General features: G+C 70.9%; 17 protein-coding genes. 14 read left to right on the forward strand and 3 right to left on the reverse strand.

What is annotated here, in order from left to right:
* The first annotated feature begins 3 nt into the window (after positions 1–3).
* Genes OED52_RS07790 through OED52_RS07815 form a run of 6 tightly spaced genes read left to right on the forward strand, consistent with a single transcriptional unit; the run spans position 4 to position 8,005 of the window.
* Positions 4–489: a (2Fe-2S)-binding protein gene (locus tag OED52_RS07790; protein WP_264154072.1), complete on the forward strand. Its 486-nt coding sequence runs from the start codon at positions 4–6 to the stop codon at positions 487–489.
* Complete coding sequence (locus OED52_RS07795; RefSeq protein ID WP_264154073.1) at positions 489–2,882, forward strand: aerobic carbon-monoxide dehydrogenase large subunit; 2,394 nt, start codon at positions 489–491, stop codon at positions 2,880–2,882. The genes OED52_RS07790 and OED52_RS07795 overlap by 1 nt, the downstream gene beginning before the upstream one ends.
* A gap of 20 nt (positions 2,883–2,902) precedes the next feature.
* A complete protein-coding gene (locus OED52_RS07800; protein WP_264154618.1) occupies positions 2,903–3,829 on the forward strand; it encodes an XdhC family protein in 927 nt (308 codons plus the stop codon).
* On the forward strand, positions 3,826–4,716 hold the full coding sequence (locus tag OED52_RS07805) for an AAA family ATPase (protein WP_264154074.1): 891 nt from the start codon (positions 3,826–3,828) through the stop codon (positions 4,714–4,716). Before OED52_RS07800 ends, OED52_RS07805 begins: the two co-directional genes overlap by 4 nt.
* Positions 4,713–5,969, forward strand: a complete 1,257-nt coding sequence (locus OED52_RS07810) for a vWA domain-containing protein (RefSeq protein ID WP_264154075.1) — start codon at positions 4,713–4,715, stop codon at positions 5,967–5,969. Before OED52_RS07805 ends, OED52_RS07810 begins: the two co-directional genes overlap by 4 nt.
* A gap of 2 nt (positions 5,970–5,971) precedes the next feature.
* A complete protein-coding gene (locus tag OED52_RS07815) occupies positions 5,972–8,005 on the forward strand; it encodes a bifunctional copper resistance protein CopD/cytochrome c oxidase assembly protein (protein ID WP_264154076.1) in 2,034 nt (677 codons plus the stop codon).
* On the opposite strand, the gene OED52_RS07820 is transcribed toward OED52_RS07815, so the two are convergent.
* Complete coding sequence (locus OED52_RS07820; RefSeq protein WP_264154077.1) at positions 7,954–8,844, reverse strand: tryptophan-rich sensory protein; 891 nt, start codon at positions 8,842–8,844, stop codon at positions 7,954–7,956. The genes OED52_RS07815 and OED52_RS07820 overlap by 52 nt on opposite strands.
* Before the next feature lie 87 nt (positions 8,845–8,931).
* Between OED52_RS07820 and ettA the strand changes: the two genes are divergently transcribed.
* The 5 genes from ettA to OED52_RS07845 all read left to right on the forward strand — a co-directional run bounded on the left by ettA (position 8,932) and on the right by OED52_RS07845 (position 17,022).
* Positions 8,932–10,605, forward strand: coding sequence for an energy-dependent translational throttle protein EttA (gene ettA, locus OED52_RS07825; RefSeq protein ID WP_264154078.1), 1,674 nt, complete (start codon positions 8,932–8,934; stop codon positions 10,603–10,605).
* The gene (locus tag OED52_RS07830) at positions 10,598–11,008 is read left to right on the forward strand and encodes an acyl-CoA thioesterase (RefSeq protein WP_264154079.1); all 411 of its coding nucleotides are present in this window, start codon (positions 10,598–10,600) and stop codon (positions 11,006–11,008) included. Before ettA ends, OED52_RS07830 begins: the two co-directional genes overlap by 8 nt.
* 94 nt (positions 11,009–11,102) lie before the next feature.
* Positions 11,103–15,893 carry an NAD-glutamate dehydrogenase gene (locus tag OED52_RS07835; protein ID WP_264154080.1) on the forward strand — a complete coding sequence of 1,597 codons (4,791 nt, stop codon included), beginning with the start codon at positions 11,103–11,105 and terminating at the stop codon, positions 15,891–15,893.
* A gap of 3 nt (positions 15,894–15,896) precedes the next feature.
* Positions 15,897–16,331: an acyl-CoA thioesterase gene (locus tag OED52_RS07840; protein ID WP_264154081.1), complete on the forward strand. Its 435-nt coding sequence runs from the start codon at positions 15,897–15,899 to the stop codon at positions 16,329–16,331.
* On the forward strand, positions 16,324–17,022 hold the full coding sequence (locus tag OED52_RS07845) for a hypothetical protein (protein WP_413247730.1): 699 nt from the start codon (positions 16,324–16,326) through the stop codon (positions 17,020–17,022). The genes OED52_RS07840 and OED52_RS07845 overlap by 8 nt, the downstream gene beginning before the upstream one ends.
* A 4-nt stretch (positions 17,023–17,026) precedes the next feature.
* On the opposite strand, the gene OED52_RS07850 is transcribed toward OED52_RS07845, so the two are convergent.
* Positions 17,027–18,640 (reverse strand): glycoside hydrolase family 13 protein, encoded by a 1,614-nt coding sequence (locus OED52_RS07850; RefSeq protein WP_413247731.1) that lies wholly within the window; start codon positions 18,638–18,640, stop codon positions 17,027–17,029.
* Positions 18,641–18,718: 78 nt separating this feature from the next.
* Positions 18,719–19,111 (reverse strand): globin, encoded by a 393-nt coding sequence (locus OED52_RS07855; RefSeq protein WP_264154083.1) that lies wholly within the window; start codon positions 19,109–19,111, stop codon positions 18,719–18,721.
* Positions 19,112–19,298: 187 nt separating this feature from the next.
* Between OED52_RS07855 and OED52_RS07860 the strand changes: the two genes are divergently transcribed.
* The 3 genes from OED52_RS07860 to OED52_RS07870 all read left to right on the forward strand — a co-directional run bounded on the left by OED52_RS07860 (position 19,299) and on the right by OED52_RS07870 (position 20,727).
* A complete protein-coding gene (locus tag OED52_RS07860; RefSeq protein ID WP_264154084.1) occupies positions 19,299–19,928 on the forward strand; it encodes an HNH endonuclease in 630 nt (209 codons plus the stop codon).
* A 72-nt stretch (positions 19,929–20,000) separates the two neighbouring features.
* The gene (ctaJ, locus tag OED52_RS07865) at positions 20,001–20,267 is read left to right on the forward strand and encodes an aa3-type cytochrome oxidase subunit CtaJ (protein WP_264154085.1); all 267 of its coding nucleotides are present in this window, start codon (positions 20,001–20,003) and stop codon (positions 20,265–20,267) included.
* The gene (locus OED52_RS07870; RefSeq protein WP_264154086.1) at positions 20,254–20,727 is read left to right on the forward strand and encodes a DUF5130 domain-containing protein; all 474 of its coding nucleotides are present in this window, start codon (positions 20,254–20,256) and stop codon (positions 20,725–20,727) included. The genes ctaJ and OED52_RS07870 overlap by 14 nt, the downstream gene beginning before the upstream one ends.
* The last annotated feature ends 74 nt before the right edge of the window (positions 20,728–20,801 follow it).

Below are 20,801 nucleotides of genomic sequence, written 5' to 3' on the forward strand. Positions count from 1 at the left end.
CCGATGCAGATCTCGATGACGGTCAACGGTGAGCACGTCACCGCCGACGTCGAACCCCGGACCCTGCTCGTGCACTTCCTCCGCGACCACCTGGGCCTGACCGGAACCCACTGGGGTTGCGACACCAGCAACTGCGGGACCTGCGTCGTCGCTGTGGACGGCGAACCGGTGAAGTCGTGCACGACCCTCGCGGTCATGACCGCCGGGCACGACGTCCTCACCGTCGAGGGCCTCGAACGGGACGGCGTGCTCGACCCCGTGCAGGAGGGGTTCATGCGCTGCCACGGCCTGCAGTGCGGCTTCTGCACCCCGGGCATGATGATCACCGCCCGCGCCCTGCTCGACCGGGACCCCGATCCCGACGACGCGACGATCCGCGAGGCGATCTCCGGGCAGATCTGCCGCTGCACCGGCTACACCACCATCGTGCGGTCGATCCGGTGGGCCGCCGAACACTCCTCGAACGTGCAACCCACGGAGGTGTCGTGATGACCGCGGTCGAACCGGACGCCCGCCCGGAGGAACAGGACAACGACCGCAAGCCCTGCGGACACGGCCGGATGCTGCGCAAGGAGGATCCACGATTCATCCGAGGTCGGGGCAACTACGTCGACGACGTCCGGCTGCCCGGCATGCTGCACCTCGCGGTGCTGCGGTCACCGGTCGCACACGCCCGCATCAACGGCATCGACATCTCGGCGGCGCTCGCCCATCCGAAGGTGAAGGCGGTGATCACGGGCGCCGACCTCGCCGAGAAGAGGCTGGCGTGGATGCCGACCCTGTCGAACGACGTGCAGGCGGTGCTGGCGACCGACAAGGTGCGTTTCCACGGGCAGGAGGTCGCGTTCGTCGTCGCGGAGGACCGTTACTCCGCCCGCGACGCACTCGAGCTGATCGACGTCGACTACGAGATCCTCGAGCCGGTCGTCGACGTGCGGACCGCACTGTCGCCGGACGCCCCCGTCATCCGCACCGATCTCGAGGGCAAGACCGACAACCACTGCTTCGACTGGGAGGCCGGGGATGCGGCGGCGACCGATGCGGTCTTCGCGAAGGCCGACGTCGTCACCCGGCAGGAGATCGTCTATCCCCGGGTGCACCCGGCGCCGATGGAGACCTGCGGGGCAGTCGCCGACTACGACCGGGTCACCGGGAAGCTGACGCTCTGGTCCACCTCGCAGGCGCCGCACGCGCACCGTACCCTGTACGCGCTGGTCGCGGGGCTGCCCGAACACAAGATCCGGGTGATCTCCCCGGACATCGGGGGTGGCTTCGGCAACAAGGTGCCCATCTACCCCGGCTATGTCGGAGCGATCGTGGCGTCGCTCGTGACTGGGCGTCCGGTCAAGTGGATGGAGGACCGCAGCGAGAACCTCATGAGCACCGGCTTCGCGCGCGACTACATCATGGTCGGGGAGATCGCGGCGACGAAGGAGGGCCGCATCCTCGCCATCAGGTCGCGGGTCCTCGCCGATCACGGTGCGTTCAACGGCACCGCCGCTCCCGTCAAGTACCCCGCCGGCTTCTTCGGGGTGTTCACCGGCAGCTACGACATCGAGGCCGCCTACTGCCACATGACGGCGGTGTACACGAACAAGGCCCCCGGCGGCGTCGCCTACGCCTGCTCCTTCCGGATCACCGAGGCCGTGTACTTCGTCGAGCGGCTCGTCGACTGCCTGGCCTACGACCTCGACATGGACCCGGCCGAACTGCGGCTGAAGAACCTGCTGCGGCCCGAACAGTTTCCGTACACCAGCAAGACCGGCTGGAAGTACGACTCCGGCGACTACGAGACCACCATGCGCAAGGCCATGGACATCATCGGCTACGACGAACTACGCCGCGAGCAGGCCGAACGCCGCGCGCGGGGAGAGCTCATGGGCATCGGGATGTCCTTCTTCACCGAGGCGGTGGGGGCGGGTCCCCGCAAGGACATGGACATCCTCGGGCTCGGCATGGCCGACGGCTGCGAACTGCGGGTCCATCCCACCGGCAAGGCCGTGGTGCGGCTGTCTGTGCAGTCGCAGGGACAGGGGCACGAGACCACCTTCGCGCAGATCGTCGCCGAGGAGATCGGGATCCCGCCCGAGGACATCGACGTCGTGCACGGCGACACCGACAACACCCCCTTCGGGCTCGGCACCTACGGAAGCCGATCCACCCCGGTGTCCGGGGCGGCGGCCGCGCTCGTCGCCCGCAAGGTCCGTGACAAGGCGAAGATCATCGCGTCGGGCATGCTCGAGGTCTCCGTCGCCGACCTCGAATGGGAGAAGGGCCGCTTCCACGTCAAGGGCGATCCTTCGGCGTCGGTGACGATCCAGGACATCGCCATGCGCGCCCACGGCGCCGGCGACCTGCCCGAGGGAATCGAGGGCGGCCTCGAAGCGCAGATCTGCTACAACCCCGAGAACCTCACCTATCCGTACGGCGCCTACTTCTGTGTCGTCGACGTCGATCCCGGCACCGCGCAGGTGAAGATCCGCCGGTTCCTGGCCGTGGACGACTGCGGCACCCGCATCAACCCGATGATCATCGAGGGGCAGGTGCACGGCGGCATCGTCGACGGGATCGGGATGGCGCTGATGGAGATGATCGCGTTCGACGAGAACGGCACCTGTCTCGGCGGGTCGTTCATGGACTACCTGATCCCCACCGCGCTCGAGGTTCCGACCCTCGAGACCGCCTTCACCGTCACCCCCTCGCCGCACCACCCGATCGGGGCGAAGGGCATCGGCGAGTCCGCCACCGTCGGCTCGCCACCGGCGATCGTCAACGCGGTGGTCGACGCGCTGAAGCCGTTCGGTGTCCGCCACGCCGACATGCCGCTGACCCCGTCGCGGGTGTGGGAGGCGATGCAGGGCCGCGCGGTACCGCCGATCTGACGAACGCACCGGAGGACGACATGGATCTCGCGGTACGGGCCGCGCAACTGCGCAGCGAACGCCGACCCTTCGTGGAGGCGATCGTCGTGCGGGCACAACCACCGACGTCCGCCCGCACGGGGGACCGGGCACTCGTCCTCGCCGACGGCACGATCGAGGGGTTCGTCGGCGGCCGGTGCACCGAGAGCTCCGTCCGGGACGTCGCCCGGCAGGTGCTCGAACGCGGGGAAAGCATGCTGCTGCGCGTGCTGCCCGGCGGCGCCACCGAGTTCCCCGACGCCCCGGGAGCGACGATCGCGGTCAACCCCTGCATGTCGGGCGGCGCCACCGAGATCTTCCTCCAGCCGCAGATGCCCGCGATCCTGCTGGCCGTGTCCGGCACCTCACCGATCGCGGAGGCGGTGGCCGACTTCGCGCGGCGGGTCGACTACGCGGTCGAGCCGGTGCGGGGCACGACGGTCCCGGCCGACGCGGCCGTGGTGATCGTCGCGAGCCACGGTGGGGACGAGGCGGGGGTGATCCGGGCGGCCCTCGACGCGGGAGCCGGCTACATCGGCCTGGTCGCGAGCCGGGTACGCGGCGCCGCGGTACTCGACGAGGTGGACCCGACCACCGACGAACGCGCCCGCATCCACACCCCGGCCGGACTCGACATCGGCGCCCGCACCGCCGCGGAGATCGGGCTGTCGATCGTCGCCGACGTCGTGCGGGTTGCACGCAGCGGCGGCCTCGCCCGGCCGAGCGGTGCCGGTGGGCGGGCCGGGACGGGCGGGCACGTCGAGGTGCCGCGGCCGGTGGACCCGGCACCGGGTGCGGCCGTCGACCCGGTGTGCGGGATGACCGTCACGATCACCGAGTCCACCCCGCACCTCACCGTCGACGGCACCACGATGTGGTTCTGCTGTCCCGGCTGCCGGCAGCGCTACCAGAAGGACCGGGTCGCGTGACGGAGCCCGGGTTCTTCACCGGCGTCGCCGACGTCGTCACCCGGTTCGACGCCTACGACCACCTCCTCGACGAGGGAACGGCGAGCGCGATCCACCTCGCCGTCGCCCTCGGCCGGCCGCTGCTGCTCGAGGGCGAACCCGGGGTCGGCAAGACCACCGCGGCCAAGATCCTCGCCCGGATCCTGGGCAGTCCGCTCATCCGGCTGCAGTGCTACGAGGGACTGTCGGTGGCCGAGGCCCTCTACGACTGGGACTACCAGCGTCAGCTGCTGGCGATCCGGCTCGCCGAGGCGCGCGGGGACAGCCCGGCGGAAGCCGACCTCTACACCGAGCACTACCTGCTCGAACGCCCCATCCTGCAGTGCGTCCGGCACCGCGGGGAGACCCCGGCGGTGCTGCTCGTCGACGAGATCGACCGCGCCGACGACGAGTTCGAGGCGCTGCTGCTCGAATTCCTCGGCGAGTTCGCCGTCACCGTTCCCGAACTCGGCACCCTCACCGCCGTCCGGCCGCCCGTCGTCGTGCTCACTTCCAACCGCAGCCGGGACCTGCACGACGCGCTGCGGCGCCGCTGCCTGTACCACTGGATCGACTATCCCGATCGGGCCCGCGCCGTCGCGATCCTGCGCCGCACCGTGCCGTCCGCGAACGGTGCGCTCGTCGAGCGGGCGGCGGACTTCGTCGCGGTCGCCCGCGGCCTCGACCTCGACAAGGCCCCCGGTATCGCGGAGAGCATCGACTGGGTCTCGGCGCTCGCCGCGCTCGGCGTCGCGGATCTCGCCCGGCCCGAGGCGTGTGCGTCCCTCGCCGCGCTCGCGAAGACCCCCGACGACCGCGAGACCCTCACGGACGCGCTGACCCGCTTCGTGGCGGTCGAGACGTCGTGACGTTCCGGCTGCTGCCCGGCATCGATCGCGCGGCCTTCGCGGTCGCGCTGACCGATCGGCTCCGCTCGTCCGGCGTGGCGGTGGCCGCGGACGCCGCGGCGGTGTTCGCCCGAGCCCTGCACCTGGACCCGCCGCGCACCCGGACCGGGCTGTACTGGGCCGCGCGCCTGACCCTCGTCGACCGGCAGGAGAACCTCGCGGCCTTCGACGCGGTGTTCGACCGGGTGTTCGAGCAGGAGGGTCTGCCGATGGACCCGCACGCCCGCCGGACCGGGCCCGACGACGAGAAGACCGGTTCCGCCGCCCCGCCGTCCGGGGCCGCGGCCCGGCCTCCGCGGGACGGGACGGGATCCGGGGACCTGCCCTGGATCACCCGGACCGTCGTCGCGACCGCCGACGGGCCCGGGGGAGCGGCGGACCGGCCGGGGGAAGCGGTGCCGAGCGCCCTGACCGGGATCGCCGACCGCCGCTTCGCCGACCTCGACCCTGTGGACCTCGCGGCCGTCGAGACCTGGATCGACCAGGCCGCCGTGCGGTGGGCGACCCGCCGCACCCGGCGCCGCGTGCGGCGGCACCGCGGCCGGCTCGACGTGCGGGCCAGCATCGGCGCGTCCCGCAGCACCGGATTCGAACCGGTCCGGCTCGTGCGGACCCAGCCGGACCGGGAACTGCGCCGGGTCGTGATGCTCTGCGACGTGAGCCGCTCGATGCGCCCCTACGTCGAGGTCTACCTGCACCTCGTGCGCGCTCTCGCCCGCACCCGGGCGGCCGAGGTCTTCGTGTTCTCCACCACGGTCACCCGCCTGACCGCCGTGTTGCGGGACCGCTCGGCGGCCCGGGCGATCGCCACCGCCAACGACCGGGTGGAGTCGCGGTTCGGGGGCACCCGCATCGCCGCGTCCCTCGCCGAGGTGCTCGCCTCGCGGCGCGGTCACCTGCTGCGCGGCGCGATCGTCGTGATCGCCTCCGACGGGTGGGACAGCGACGATCCCGCCGACCTCGCGCACGTCATGGCCCGGATCCGCCGGCGTGCGCACCGGGTGGTGTGGCTCAATCCGCGGGCCGGGCAGGTCGGCTTCGTCCCGTCCACCGGGTCGATGGCCGCGGCCCTGCCGTACTGCGATGCACTGGTGGCCGCCGACACCCTCGACTCCCTGCACCGTGCTGTGGGGGTGGTCACGAGTCCCGGTGACCGGCCCGGGGAGCTCCGACGGGGCGTCGTAGGTGGCCGGAGGGAAGTCCTACCCTGGTAGGCATGGCAACATCCGAGCTCGCGTCCGACGCGCAGCCCCCGGCCCCCGTCGCCGCACGGTCCAACACGTCGGCGCTGCTGATCCTCTTCGGCCTCCTCGCCGCGATCGTCGCGGCCCTGGTGGTCGGTCTCTCCGCGGCGCAGGCTCTGGTGCTGCTCGGCATCCCCGATCCCGGGCCGCTCACCACCTACGGACTGCCCGCCGTGCGTGCGGTGGCGGAGATCGCGACGGCCGTCACGGTCGGATTCCTGTTCTTCGCGACCTTCCTGGTGCCCCCACAGGAGGACGGTGTCCTCGACGTCGGCGGCTACCGCGCCGTCCGCACGGCCGGGATCGCCGCCACCGTCTGGGCGGTCGCCTCCGCGCTGATGGTGCCGCTGACCCTCTCGGACACCTCCGGCAGCCCGCTGGGCGAGGCGATCCGCCCGGAGAACCTGTTCCGGGCGCTCGGACAGGTGGAGACCGCGCTGGCCTGGGCCTGGACGACGGTGCTGGCCCTGATCGCGGCACTGCTCATCCGCCTCGCGGTGCGCTGGTCGTGGACGCCCTTCCTGCTGCTGTTGTCGTTGGTCGCGCTGATGCCGGTCGCCCTGACCGGGCACTCGTCGTCGGGTGGCGCGCACGACATGGCCACCAACAGTCTGATCCTGCATCTCGTCGCGGCGTCGGTGTGGACCGGTGGTCTGTTCGCGCTGCTCGTCCACGCCCTCCGCGGCGGCGCCCACACCGACCTCGCGGCCCGCCGCTTCTCCGTCGTCGCCGGGCTGTGCTTCGCCGTGATGGCGATCAGCGGTGTCATCAATGCCGCGGTGCGCATGAGTGTCTCCGATCTCACGTCCACGACCTACGGCCGGATCCTGCTCGCCAAGATCGTCGCGCTGATCGTGCTCGGCCTGTTCGGGTGGGCGCAGCGCCGCCGCGCCCTGCCCGCCCTCGAGGCCGACCCCACCAGCCGGTCCGCGCTGGCGCGGTTCACTCTCGTCGAGGGTTTCGTCCTCGCCGCGACGATGGGTCTGGCCGTCGGCCTCGGCCGGACGCCTCCGCCGCCGCCCACCTCGGTGCCCACCATCCAGGAGGTCGAACTCGGCTACCAGCTCGACGTGCCGCCCTCCTTCTCGAGCCTGTTCTTCGGGCAGTGGCGCTTCGATCTGATCTTCGGCACCCTCGCGCTGGTGCTCGCCGTCGGCTACGCCATCGGCCTGTGGACCCTGCGCAAGCGGGGCGACTCGTGGCCCGTCGGACGGTCGATCGCCTGGTTCTCCGGCTGCTTCGTGCTGTTCGTGGCGACCTGTTCGGGCGTCGGCCTGTACTCGCCGGCGATGTTCAGCGTGCACATGGGCGCGCACATGGCCTTGTCGATGCTGGCGCCGGTGCTGCTCGCGCTCGGTGGCGCGATGACCCTGGCGCTGCGCGCCCTCAAGCCCGCCGGCCGCGGTGCGGCGCCGGGCCCGCGCGAGTGGCTGCTGTGGTTCCTGCACTGCCCGCCCTCGCGGTTCTTCACCCACCCGCTCGTGGCGTCGATCATGTTCGTCGGCGGCTTCTACGCCCTCTATCTCGGCGGCATCTTCACCACCTTCGCCGACAGTCACACCGCGCACGTGCTGATGAACCTGCACTTCCTCATCAGCGGTTACATCTTCTACTGGGTGGTCATCGGTGTGGACCCGTCCCCGCGCGACGTGCAACCCGTCACCAAGCTCGCGATGGTCTTCGGTTCCCTGCCGTTCCACGCCTTCTTCGGCGTGACCCTGATGAGCATGGGCACCGTGATGGCCGAGAGCTACTACCGCGGACTCGCGCTGCCGTGGAACTACGACCTGTTCGCCGATCAGAAGGTCGGCGGCAGCATCGCCTGGTCGGCGGGTGAGATCCCGCTGGTCCTGGTGATGCTCTCGCTGCTCGTGCAGTGGTCGCGGTCGGACCGCAGGACCGCAAGACGCGTCGACCGGGCCGCCGAGCGCGACCACGACGCCGATCTCGCCGCCTACAACGCGATGTTCGCGGAGCTGGCGCGCCGCGACCACGAGGAACGCTGACCCGACCGCACGGCGGTGGTGTCGCGGAGCCGAACGGTGAGGGTGGCCGCCACGGTGATCACCGCCGCCGTCGCGGCGGACACGGCCGCGGGGGTGGAGACGAGCCCGGCCTCGTCGGTGCGGGCGACCGCGATCCACACCAGCCCCCAGGTCAGGGCCGCCGCGACGGCGAGCCGGCCGCGACCGGCCACGGCGAGCAGCACGCCGATCGCGGCGACCACGGCGAGCACCACGATCGCCCACACGTCGGCGCCCCAGCCGAACGGGTCGATGTCGTCGTAGCGCAGCGCCGCGGCGGTGTTCGCCACGGTCGCGACGGTCACCCAGCCGAGATAGAGGAACATCGTCCCGTCGACCACCACCGCCTCGAGCCGGTTCTCCGGCCGGGCATGGGCGAGCTCGACGAACACGCGCAGCAGCACCGCGAGCAGCGCCACGATCACCACCACGCTCAGCCACACCTGGTCGAACTGGACGGCGGTGATCCACGCGGCGTTGAGCAGCATCGACGTGGCGATCCACCAGCCCACGGCGCGCTGGCGGGGATCGGTGCGGTGGGCGGGCAGTGCCTGCCACGCGGCCAGGGCCAGCAGCCCCAGATAGATCAGCGACCAGATGGAGAAGGCCGGCCCACCCGGCGCCACGGCGGTCGCATCGGCCGACAACGCCCCGCCGGCGGTCTCCGAGACCGGTGTGCCCACCGCGGCACCCGAGCCGAGGAACGACACCACCACCGCGACCACGGAGCTCACCGCGACCGCGGCGACCCGCACGAGGTCACCGCCGGTCCGGGCGCCGGGAGGTGGTGCGGACGATGATCCGGAGCTGCTGGGCGTCATGACCGTGGGATGCCCGCCCGGTGCCCCCTGCAACCCCGAACCCCGCACGATGTGGGTATTCGCGCTGCGACCGATACGCTGGGGGTCATGGCGGAGTTCATTTACACGATGAAGAAGGTGCGCAAGGCGCACGGTGACAAGGTCATCCTCGATGACGTCACCATGAGCTTCTACCACGGCGCGAAGATCGGCGTCGTCGGACCCAACGGCGCGGGCAAGTCGTCGATTCTCAAGATCATGGCCGGGCTGGACCAGCCCAGCAACGGCGAGGCCTTCCTCGATCCGGAGGCCACCGTCGGCATCCTCCAGCAGGAGCCGCCCCTCGACGAGGAGAAGACGGTCCGGCAGAACGTCGAGGACGGCCTCGGTGACATCAAGGTCAAGCTCGACCGGTTCAACGAGATCGCCGAGCTCATGGCCACCGACTACTCCGACGAGCTGATGGAGGAGATGGGCAAGCTCCAGGAGGAGCTCGACCACGCCAACGCGTGGGATCTCGACTCGCAGCTCGAGCAGGCCATGGACGCCCTGCGCTGCCCTCCGCCGGACGAGCCCGTCACCCACCTCTCCGGTGGTGAGCGCCGCCGCGTCGCGCTGTGCAAGCTGCTGCTGAGCAAGCCCGACCTGCTGCTCCTCGACGAGCCCACCAACCACCTCGACGCCGAGTCGGTGCTCTGGCTCGAGCAGTACCTCGCCACCTACCCGGGCGCCGTGCTGGCCGTCACCCACGACCGGTACTTCCTCGACCACGTCGCCGAGTGGATCTGCGAGGTCGACCGCGGCAAGCTGCATCCCTACGAGGGCAACTACTCCACCTACCTGGAGAAGAAGGCCGAGCGCCTCGAGGTGCAGGGCAAGAAGGACCAGAAGCTGCAGAAGCGCCTCAAGGAGGAGCTCGAGTGGGTCCGCTCCGGCGCCAAGGCCCGGCAGACCAAGAACAAGGCGCGTCTGGCCCGCTACGAAGAGATGGCCGCCGAAGCCGAGAAGTTCCGCAAGCTCGACTTCGAGGAGATCCAGATCCCGACGCCGCCGCGTCTGGGCAACGTCGTCGTCGAGGTCGAGCATCTCGACAAGGGCTTCGACGGCCGTGTCCTGATCAAGGACCTGTCCTTCACGCTGCCGCGCAACGGCATCGTCGGTGTCATCGGCCCCAACGGTGTCGGTAAGACCACGCTGTTCAAGACCATCGTCGGTCTCGAGGAGCCGGACAGCGGCACCGTCAAGGTCGGCGAGACGGTCAAGCTCAGCTACGTCGACCAGAACCGCGCCAACATCGACCCGAACAAGACGGTCTTCGAGGTCGTCTCCGACGGACTCGATTTCATCGAGGTCGGCCAGAACGAGATGCCGTCGCGCGCCTACGTCAGCGCCTTCGGCTTCAAGGGCCCGGACCAGCAGAAGCCGGCCGGCGTGCTCTCCGGTGGTGAGCGCAACCGCCTGAACCTGGCGCTGACCCTCAAGGAGGGTGGCAACCTGATCCTCCTCGACGAGCCGACCAACGACCTCGACGTCGAGACCCTGTCCTCGCTCGAGAACGCCCTGCAGAAGTTCCCGGGCTGCGCCGTCGTGATCTCCCACGACCGCTGGTTCCTCGACCGCACCTGTACCCACATCCTGGCGTGGGAGGGCAACGTCGAAGAGGGCAAATGGTTCTGGTTCGAGGGCAACTTCGAGGCCTACGAGGCCAACAAGGTCGAGCGTCTCGGCGCCGACGCCGCCCGCCCGCACCGGGTCACGCACCGGAAGCTCACACGTGACTGACGCATCCGGGGCCTACCGGTGCCCGATCGAGGTGCGCTGGGGTGACTCCGACCGGCTCGGGCACGTCAACAACGCCAAGATCGTCGAGTACCTGCAGGAAGGACGCATCAAGTTCTTCCGGACCGTCCTCCCGGCGCGCGACGCCGTGGTGGTCCGGAAGATGGACGTCGAGTTCCTGCGTCCGGTCAAGGACTCGTCGGCGCCGATCCAGGTCGAGACCGTGGTGACGCACATGGGCGTCACCTCGTTCACGGTGCGTCAGACGATCGTCGACTGCGACGACGCCGTGTGCGCCGTCGCCGACACGGTGCTGGTCGGATTCGATCCGAAGACCGACACCGCCAGGCCGCTGAGCGACGAGGTGCGTGCGGTCCTCGACCGGCACCGGGCGGTCCCCGCCTGATCCCGGCTGTTCCGACCCCTCGGCCGCGCGCCGCGGATAGGCTCGACAGAGTCCGTCCGCGGCGCGCGGCTTATCCGGCCAGGGAGGGGTACACGTGTCCGATCCGACTGTGCTGCACGGTGATTCGGAGGGCGACGGCTCGCCCGAGTCGACCCTCGAACGGCTCTACTCCCGGTTCGGTGAGGCGGCCTCCGATCCCGCGGCGGCCGCCGTCGCCCATGTCGAGCTCGGCCGGCAGCGCGATCCCGGTACCGCGGTGGTGCGGGTCCGGCGCGACGATCCGCTGGGCGCGACCGTCCAGATCGTCACCGACGACATGCCCCTGCTCGTCGAATCGGTCCTGGCCCTGCTGTCGCGGCTCGACGTCTCGATCGGCACCCTCATCCACCCCGTGCTCTCCGTGCGCCGCACCGCCGAGGGCGACCTCGAACACCTCACGCCCGACGGCACCGGAGCCGACACCGCCGAGTCGTGGATGCACCTGCAGCTGCGCGGCGCGATCGACGACGCGACCCTCGACGAGATCGAACGGGGACTGCGCCGCGTGCTGTCCGACGTGCGGCAGGTCGTCCACGACAGCGACGAGATGGGCGCCCGGCAACGCGAGGACGCCGATCTGCTCGCCCGGCTCGCCGACGATCCCCCCGCCCCCTACACCGCCGCGGAACTCGCCGAGACCGCCGACTTTCTGCGCTGGCTCGACAACGGGCACTTCCTGCTCCTCGGTTACCGCCGCTACGACTTCGTCACCGACGGTTCGGGACGGGTGCGGGCCGTGCCCGTCGCGGGCACCGGCAGGGGAGTGCTGCGCACCGACTCGCCGGGCGACGACCCGCTCGAACTGCCCGCCGAGGTCGGACCGGACCGCCGTCCGCTGCTCGTCCTGACCCAGGGTGCGCTCCCCGCGACCGTGCACCGCTCGGTCTATCCCTACTTCGTGAGCGTGGCCCGCCTCGATGCCGGGCACGTCGTCGGGGAGGACCGCTTCCTCGGCGTGCTGACGGTGACCGCCCTGCACGACAACATCCTCGACATCCCGATGGTCGCGCGACGGGCGCGGCAGGTGATCGCCCGCGCCGGGGTCGACCTGTCGTCCTACAGCGGCCAGGCGATGCTCGAGATCATGCAGACGGTGCCCCGCGCCGAGTTGTTCTCCATGGACACCGACACCCTCTACGAGACCGTCACCGCCATCGTCGACATCCGCCGTCAGGTCCGGTTGTTCGTGCGGGTGGACACCTACGGCCGGTACGTCTCCTGCCTGGTCTACCTGCCCCGCGACCGGTACACGACGAAGGTGCGCGTCGCGATGCAGGACATCCTGCTGCGCGAGTACGGCGGCGGGGTGCTCGACTACACCGCGCGGGTGTCCGAACGCGACCTCGCGCTGCTGCACGTGACCATCCGGTTCCCCGGCCGGGAACGCCGCGAGGTCGACACCTCGGAGGAGAACCGTCTGCGCATCCAGGCTCTGCTCGCCGAGGCGGCCCGCAACTGGACCGATCGGCTCCTCGAGGCCGCGGCCGGCACCCGCCTCGACCCGGCCCTCGTGCAGCGCTACGCCGACGTCGTCCCCGAGGCCTACAAGGAGGACTTCGACGCCGAGCGGGCCCTGTTCGACCTGATGCACCTGGAATCCCTCGCTGCGGGTGATCTCGACACCCACCTCTACCGGCCCGGCACCGACGACCCGCGGGCGCTGCGCTTCACCCTCTACGTCGCCGACGAGACCGTCACACTCGGGCGGATCCTGCCGGTGCTGCAGGGGCTCGGCGTCGACGTCGTCGACGAACGCCCCTACCGACTGCCGCGGTCCGACGGAATCGACTGCTGGATATACGATTTCGGTCTCTGCCTGCCCGACGACGTGGATTCCGGGGTGTTCGAGTCGGATCCCACGCTGGCGCGACGGCTCACCGACACCTTCACCGCCGCCTGGCGCGGTGCCACCGAGACCGACCGCTTCGACCAGCTCGTGCTGCGCGCCGGCCTGACCTGGCAGCAGGTGACCGTTCTACGCGCCTACGCGAAGTACCTGCGGCAGGCCGGCTTCCCCTACAGCCAGTACAACATAGAAGGGGTGCTGATCTCCGCGCCGGAGACCGCGGCCCTGCTCGTCGACCTGTTCGAGGCCCGCTTCGATCCGGACACGGCCTCCCCGGAGCGGGAGCAGGAGATCGTCACCGAGCTGAGGAAACGGATCGAGGCGGTCACCGGGCTGGCCACCGACCGCATCCTGCGCGGGCTGTTCTCACTCGTCCGCGCGACCCTGCGCACCAACCGGTTCGTCCCCGCCGCGGCGGGCGAGGGAACCTCGGAGCAGCGGGCGCTCGCGCTGAAGTTCGATCCGCGGCGCATCGACGAACTGCCCCTGCCCCGACCGGCTTTCGAGGTGTTCGTCTACGCCCCCGACGTCGAGGGTGTGCACATGCGGTTCGGTCCCGTCGCGCGCGGCGGCCTGCGCTGGTCGGACCGCCGGGAGGACTTCCGCACCGAGGTACTCGGCCTCGTCAAGGCGCAGGCGGTGAAGAACGCGGTGATCGTGCCGGTCGGCGCGAAGGGCGGTTTCGTCGTCAAGCACGCCCCACCGCCGACCGGCGACCCCGAGGCCGACCGGCGGGCCACCCGCGAACGCGGCGAACGCTGCTACCGGCGTTTCGTCTCGGGGCTGCTCGACGTCACCGACAATCTCGACGCCGCGCGCAACGAGGTGATCCCGCCGCCGCGGGTCGTGCGGTGCGACGGCGACGACCCCTATCTGGTGGTCGCGGCGGACAAGGGCACCGCCACCTTCTCCGACCTCGCGAACTCCGTTGCCGCCGAATACGACTTCTGGCTCGGCGACGCCTTCGCCTCCGGCGGCTCGGCGGGCTACGACCACAAGGAGATGGGCATCACCGCGCGGGGCGCCTGGAAAAGCGTCGAACGGCACTTCAGGGAACTCGGGATCGACCCGGCAACCGACGATTTCACCGTCGTCGGCATCGGTGACATGAGCGGCGACGTGTTCGGCAACGGCATGCTTCTCAGCGAGCACATCCGGCTCGTCGCGGCGTTCGACCACCGACACGTCTTCCTCGACCCCGATCCGGACCCGCAGCGGTCCTTCGCCGAGCGCCGCCGGCTGTTCGGCCTGCCCCGTTCGTCGTGGAAGGACTACGACCCCGCCCTGATCTCCGAGGGCGGTGGGGTGTGGGACCGCACCGCGAAGTCGGTGCCCGTCAGCCCGCAGGCGCGGGCCGTGCTCGGCCTGCCCGAGCACGTCACCGAACTCCCCCCACCCGATCTGATCCGGGCCGTGCTGCGTGCCCCCGTCGACCTGTTGTGGAACGGCGGTGTCGGCACCTATGTCAAGGCGTCGACCGAGAGCCATACCGAGGTGGGTGACAAGAGCAACGACGGGGTGCGCGTCGACGGCGCCGACCTGCGGGCCCGGGTGGTCGCGGAGGGGGGCAACCTCGGTGTCACCCAGCGCGGCCGCATCGAGTACGCCCGCGCCGGCGGCAAGATCAACACCGATGCCATCGACAACTCCGCCGGGGTGGACAGCTCCGACCACGAGGTCAACATCAAGATCCTGCTCGACGCGATGGTCACCGCTGGGGAGCTGCCTGCGGAGGAACGGAATCCGTTGCTGGCCTCCATGACCGATGACGTCGCCGAGCTGGTCCTGGCCGACAACGTCGCCCAGAACGCCGTCCTCGGCCTCGAACGCGCCGCCGCCCCGCAGCTGCTCGGGGTGCACCGCCGGCTGCTGGCCGCCCTCGAACTGGACCGGGACCTCGACCGCGAACTCGAGGCCCTGCCCGACGAGGCCGAGTTCGACCGGCGGGCCGCGGCGGGGGAGGGCCTCACCTCGCCCGAGCTGGCGCAGCTGCTCGCGCACGTCAAACTCGCCCTCGTCGACGACCTGCTCGCGAGCGACCTGCCCGACAGCGAGACCTTCGCCGCGGTGCTGCCCGGCTACTTCCCGCCCGCCCTGCGCGAACGGTTCCGCGCCGGGATCATGGCGCATCCGCTGCGCCGGCAGATCGTCGCGACCCTGCTGGCCAACAACACCGTCGACAACGCCGGCCCCACCTACGTCTACCGGCTCGCCGAGGAGGCGGGGGCGACCGCGACCGACGCCATCCGCGCCTACGCCGCCGTCACCGTGATCTTCGGGCTGCACGCGCTGTGGGACGAGATCCGCGGCGCCGGGCTGCCCGTCGACCTCGAGAACGACCTGCTGCTCGAATCGCGGCGCGTCCTCGACCGGGCCTCCCGCCGGTTGCTCGCCACCCGGCCGCAGCCGCTCGCGGTGGGTGCCGAGATCAGCCGCTACCGCGACGCCTTCGCCCGGCTCGCGCCGTCGGTGGCGGCCTGGATGCGCGGGCACCACGCCGAGGACTTCGAACGCCGCACCCGCCCGCTCCTCGACCGCGGCGCCCCCGAGGAGCTGACCGGTGTGGTCTTCCGGTTGCTCGACCAGTTCCCGCTGCTCGACGTCATCGACATCGCCGACATCGAGCAGCGCGACGAGGAGGAGGTCGCCGACCTGTACTACGCGCTCGACGCCCACCTCGGGGTCGACCGGCTGCTGACCGCGGTCTCCGCCCTCGAACGCGGCGACCGCTGGCACTCGCTGGCGCGGCTGGCGCTGCGCGACGACCTGTACGGGTCGCTGCGCTCGCTGGTGCTCGACGTGCTCGCCGGCGCCGAACCGGGGGAGTCGACGGAGGAGATGATCGAGGACTGGGAGCTGTCCAACGGTTCGCGTCTCGTCCGGGCGAGGGCGGCGCTCGAGGAGATCTTCGCGTCTGGGAGTCTGGATCTCGCCACCCTGTCGGTGGCGGCACGACAGATCAGGAGCATGGTGCGCACGGGCGCATCCGATCGGAGGTAACGAGTGAGCGGTGGGGGCGAGCAGTTCGGTTTCCATACCGAGGTGACGGTGCGCTGGTCCGACATGGACGCCTTCCAGCACGTCAACCACGCACGGATGGTCACGCTCCTCGAGGAGGCCCGCATCCCCTGGCTGTTCGCGGAGGGACGCCCCACCCGCGATCTGCGCGAGGGCGCCGTCATCGCCGACCTCCACGTCCGCTACCGCGCCCAGGTGCGGCACGACGACGGTCCGCTCGACGTGCTCATGTGGACGGAGCAGGTGCGGGCGGTCGACTTCACCATCGGCTACGAGGTGCGCCCGAACGGGGCGCCCGCCGACTCGGCTCCCGCGGTCGTCGCGTCGACCCAGATCGCGGCGTTCGACATCGAGACGCAGCGCCTGCGCCGCCTCACCGCCGAGGAGCGCGAGTTCCTGCTGCAGTGGCGTCGTGGCTGACGGGGGTGCCGTGGCCGGTGCCGGTGAACGCGCCCTGCGGCTCGCCGGCCCCGAGGACCGGGTCGACCTGACGGCCTTCCTCACCCGCGCGGTCCGCCTCGACGCGGCCGCCGTCGTGCGGATCCGTCGGCGCGGGGACGGTCTGCTCGGGGTGTGGACCCAGACCGGCTTCGAGGTGCTCGCCGGGCGCGTGGTGCGCGGGACGATCGCCCCCGCCGACACCTGCGTGGCCGCCGAGTCGCTGCGGGCCGCGCTCGTCGCCGCGCCGGCCGGCCCGGTCGATCCCGGCTGGTCGATGGACTCCGCCTGGCGCGGGGCGCTGCCCCCCGAGGAGGGCTACGTCCACGTCGACGACATCCCGGCGAAGGTGCTGGTGGATCTCGCGCAGCGCGGCGTCGCGCTGGCCCGGGAACACGGCGCGCAGGGCCCGCCGGCGTCGCTGCTGGCGCAGGAGGTGCTCGAGGTCAGCGGTGCCGACACCACCGTCGGAATCCCGATGCGGATGGTGTTCGCGCTCGGTGCGATGGGCTTCGTGCCCGGTATCGGCCGGGACGCCGCGAGCTCCGCGGCGATCGACCCGGCCGAGGTGGTGCGGGTGCGGGCCTCGGCCACCTGGACGCGGCTCGACGCCCGTTTCGGGTCGGTCCACCTGCGGCGCAGCGGAGGTCTCGGCCTGGACGTCCTGCGCTAGCGGCTCACGCCAGCCACACGGCGGTGTCGGGCGGCAGAGTGCCGTCGGCGAGCGCGGAGCTCGTCAGCAGTACTCTGCCGGCGGGCAGATCCACCGGAACGTCTCCGGCGTTGAGCAGGCAGCGCAGGCCGTCGGACCGATGGAAGGCCAGGCACCCGTGCGGGGCCTCGTCCCAGACGACGCCGGTCCCACCGGATCCGGCCGTCTCCTTGCGGATCTCGATGGCCTGCCGGTACAGCGAGAAGGTCGAGTCGACGTCCTCGAGCTGCCGCTCCACGGTGAGCTCGGACCACTGCGGGGGCTGCGGCAGCCACGCCGACGCCGCGGCGGTGAACCCGAACGGCGGCTCGGTGCCCTCCCAGGGCAACGGCACCCGGCAGCCGTCCCGGCCCCGATCGGTGTGCCCGGAACGCTCCCACACCGGGTCCTGCAGCGCCTCGTCGGGCAGGTCCACGTTCGGCAGGCCGAGCTCGGCGCCGTTGTAGACGAACACCGCGCCGGGCAGCGCGAGCTCGACGAGCAGCATCGCGCGGGCCCGCGCCGTGCCGCTCGCGCCGTCGCCGTAGCGGGAGACCTCCCGGTCCACGTCGTGGTTGGACAACGTCCACGTCGGGGACGCCTCCACCGCGGACACCGCGGCCAGACCCTTTTCGACTGCGGCCCGCAGGGCGTCGGCGTCCCAGTCCGACAGCGTCAGGTGGAAGTCGAAGGCGAGGTGGAGTTCGTCCGGCCGCAGGTACTCGGCGAACCGGTCGTGGTCGTCCACCCAGATCTCACCGATCGCCACCGCGTCCGGATACTCGTCGAACACCCGCCGGATCCGGCGGTGGATGTCGTGGACCTCGGGATTGTCGAACCGCGGGTCGGTGGGGGAGTGCCCGAGCAGCTCCACCCGTTCCCAGTCGTCGTGATCGGGCAGATCGGCGGGCTTGGCCATGCCGTGCGCGACGTCGATGCGGAAACCGTCGACACCGCGGTCCAGCCAGAAACGCAGGGTCGTCTCCAGGTCGGCGGCGACGTCCTCGTCGTCCCAGTTCAGGTCGGCCTGTTCGGGGGCGAAGACGTGCAGGTACCACTGCCCCGGTGAGCCGTCGGGCTCGGTGACGCGGGTCCAGGCGGGACCGCCGAAGACGCTCGGCCAGTTGTTGGGCGGTTCGCTGCCCTCGGGACCGCGGCCGTCCCGGAAGTGGAACCGGCGCCGCTCCCGGCTGCCCGGCCCCGCCTCGAGTGCGGCCCGGAACCAGGGATGCTCGACGCTCACGTGGTTCGGCACCAGATCCATCACCACGCGGATGTCGCGGGCGTGGGCCTCGTCGACGAGCGCCTCGAGATCGGTGAGGTCCCCGAACAGCGGATCGACGTCGCGGGGATCGGCGACGTCGTAGCCGTGGTCGGCCATCGGGGAGCGCATCACCGGGTTGAGCCAGATCGCGTCGACCCCGAGCAGCTCGAGATAGCCGAGGCGCTCGCGGACACCGGCGAGATCGCCGATGCCGTCCCCGTTCGTGTCCGCGAACGAACGCGGATAGACCTGGTAGAACACCGCGTTCCGCCACCACGGCGAGGTCGGCCGGTCAGAAGCTGCGGGGATTCCGGTGGAGGGGGACACGGGTGCCATCGTGTCAGAGAGCCCGGCTCGGCACGACCCGTATGCCGGGGTGGCTCGGGGCACGTCCGGTGCCGGGCGGCCGACGGGTCAGATGGGGGAGTTCATCATCGAGTCGGCGGCCATGTTCATGTAGTCGAGGAGCTGCTTGCGGTGCTCGGCGTCGAGGGTCTCGTCCTCGATCGACGCGATCGCCGTGTGCATGCAGCGCAGCCACGCGTCGCGTTCGAGGGGACCGATCCGGAAGGGATGGTGGCGCATGCGCAGGCGCGGATGTCCGCGTTCCTCGGAGTAGGTGCGCGGACCGCCCCAGTACTGCTCGAGGAACATCCGCATGCGGCGCTCGGCGGGACCGAGGTCCTCCTCGGGGTACAGCGGCCGGACGATCTCGTCCTTGGCCACCTCCTCGTAGAAGCGTGCCGTGAGGCGGCGGAACGTCTCGGCGCCACCGACCGCCTCGTAGAAGGTCTGCTCGTCACTCATCTGATCTGGTTCACCGTTCCTCTCGACCGTCCATTGTGCCTGCACCGCCGCGGTGGGGTCGGGCACGCGACGTCCGGCACCCGTCCGTCACCCGTCGTTCACCGGTGCGCCGCCGATTCGTGTGGTGATTCGGGGTGCGTGTGCGAAACATCCGTGGTCCACTGTTTCCAGTCTTTTCGGAGGTCGTATGAAGCACGGAAGCAGCTCGCATCGACAACTCCCGCCCGCGGACGCCTCGCCGGAGGCTCCGGGGGCTACCACACTGCGCGTGGTCCACGACGGTACCGCGACCGTGCCCGACTGGCTGAAACGCAGGGTGCTCCTGCTCAACGCCACTTACGAACCGCTCACGGCCCTGCCGGCGCGTCGGGCGGTGGTGCTCATGGCCGGAGGCAAGGCCGACACCGTCCACGACGACCCGCACGCCCCGCTGGTGCGATCGGCCGAATGGTCGGTGCAACTGCCGTCCGTCATCCGCCTGCGCACCTACGTGCGGGTTCCCTACCACGCGCGGGTGCCGCTGACCCGGGCGGCGCTCATGCACCGCGACCGCAACCGGTGCGCCTACTGCGGCGGCAAGGCCGAGACGATCGACCACGTCGTGCCGCGCAGCCGGGGCGGGGAGCACTCCTGGGAGAACTGCGTCGCGTGCTGTGCGCCCTGCAACCACCGCAAGGCGGACAAACTGCTCAGTGAACTGGGGTGGTCGCTGCGCACGGTGCCCACTCCCCCCAAGGGCCGGCACTGGCGCCTGCTCGCGACCCTGCCCGAACTGCATCCCACCTGGCTGCCCTATCTGGGTGAGGGTGCAGCGTGAACCCGGGCGGTGAAACGGACCTTTTCCGGGGCGTATGAGGTCTTTCGAGAGCAGCTGGGCTAACGTTTGGCTGTGAGCATTCTCGAGACAACCCTGATCTTCGTCGGCATCCCGCTGCTGACCATCGTGGTCCTCGGTGGGCTGGCCTTCGTCCAGAGCAAGTACGCCGGTCCGATCCCCTCGGACCATCCGTACACGCTCGACCGGAAGTGGGAGTACGGGCCGCTTCTGTGGACGGCAACGGACGAGTCGACCCATCCCTGGAAATACCCGCATCACGGTCACGCCGTCGCGACCTCTGCGGAGCTGATCGGAGGTACTGCAAGTGGCAAGTGGTGACGTGATCCAGCGGCCGGCCATCGCACCGGAGAATCTTCCGCACGGTGCGGCGCTCACCGCGAGCGGCCGGGTCTCCACCGTCCGCGTGCTCGGTGCACCCTTCGAGGGCGCCCCGTTCACGGAGCAAGACCTCATCACCCTCGACGACACGCTCACCGGCGCGATCCGTGCCACCAAGGTGCGGTTCAACGTGTACATCGGTGACGCCGCCGATCCGGTCGCGACCACCGACGCGCTCCTGCCGACCACCCCGGACGCCGAGAACTCCGTCCTCGTGGCCGTGTACCCGAACCAGCGCAGCATCGAGATCCGCTCCGGCCGCGAGGCCGCCGACCGCGCCACCGACCAGGTGCTGCAGCTCGGCGTCACCGCTGCCGTCTCCGCGTTCGGTCAGGGCAACCTGCTCGACGGCATCACCAGCGCCGTCAGCGTCATCGCCAACGCGATGGTCGCTCCCTGATCGAGACCCCGCGCACGGCGGCTCACGCGTAGATCACGACCGTGGCCCGCTGCCCCTCCCGAGTGGGGGAGCAG

It is taken from the genome of Rhodococcus sp. Z13, from assembly GCF_025837095.1.
In the GTDB taxonomy this organism is placed as follows: Bacteria; Actinomycetota; Actinomycetes; order Mycobacteriales; family Mycobacteriaceae; genus Rhodococcus; species Rhodococcus sacchari.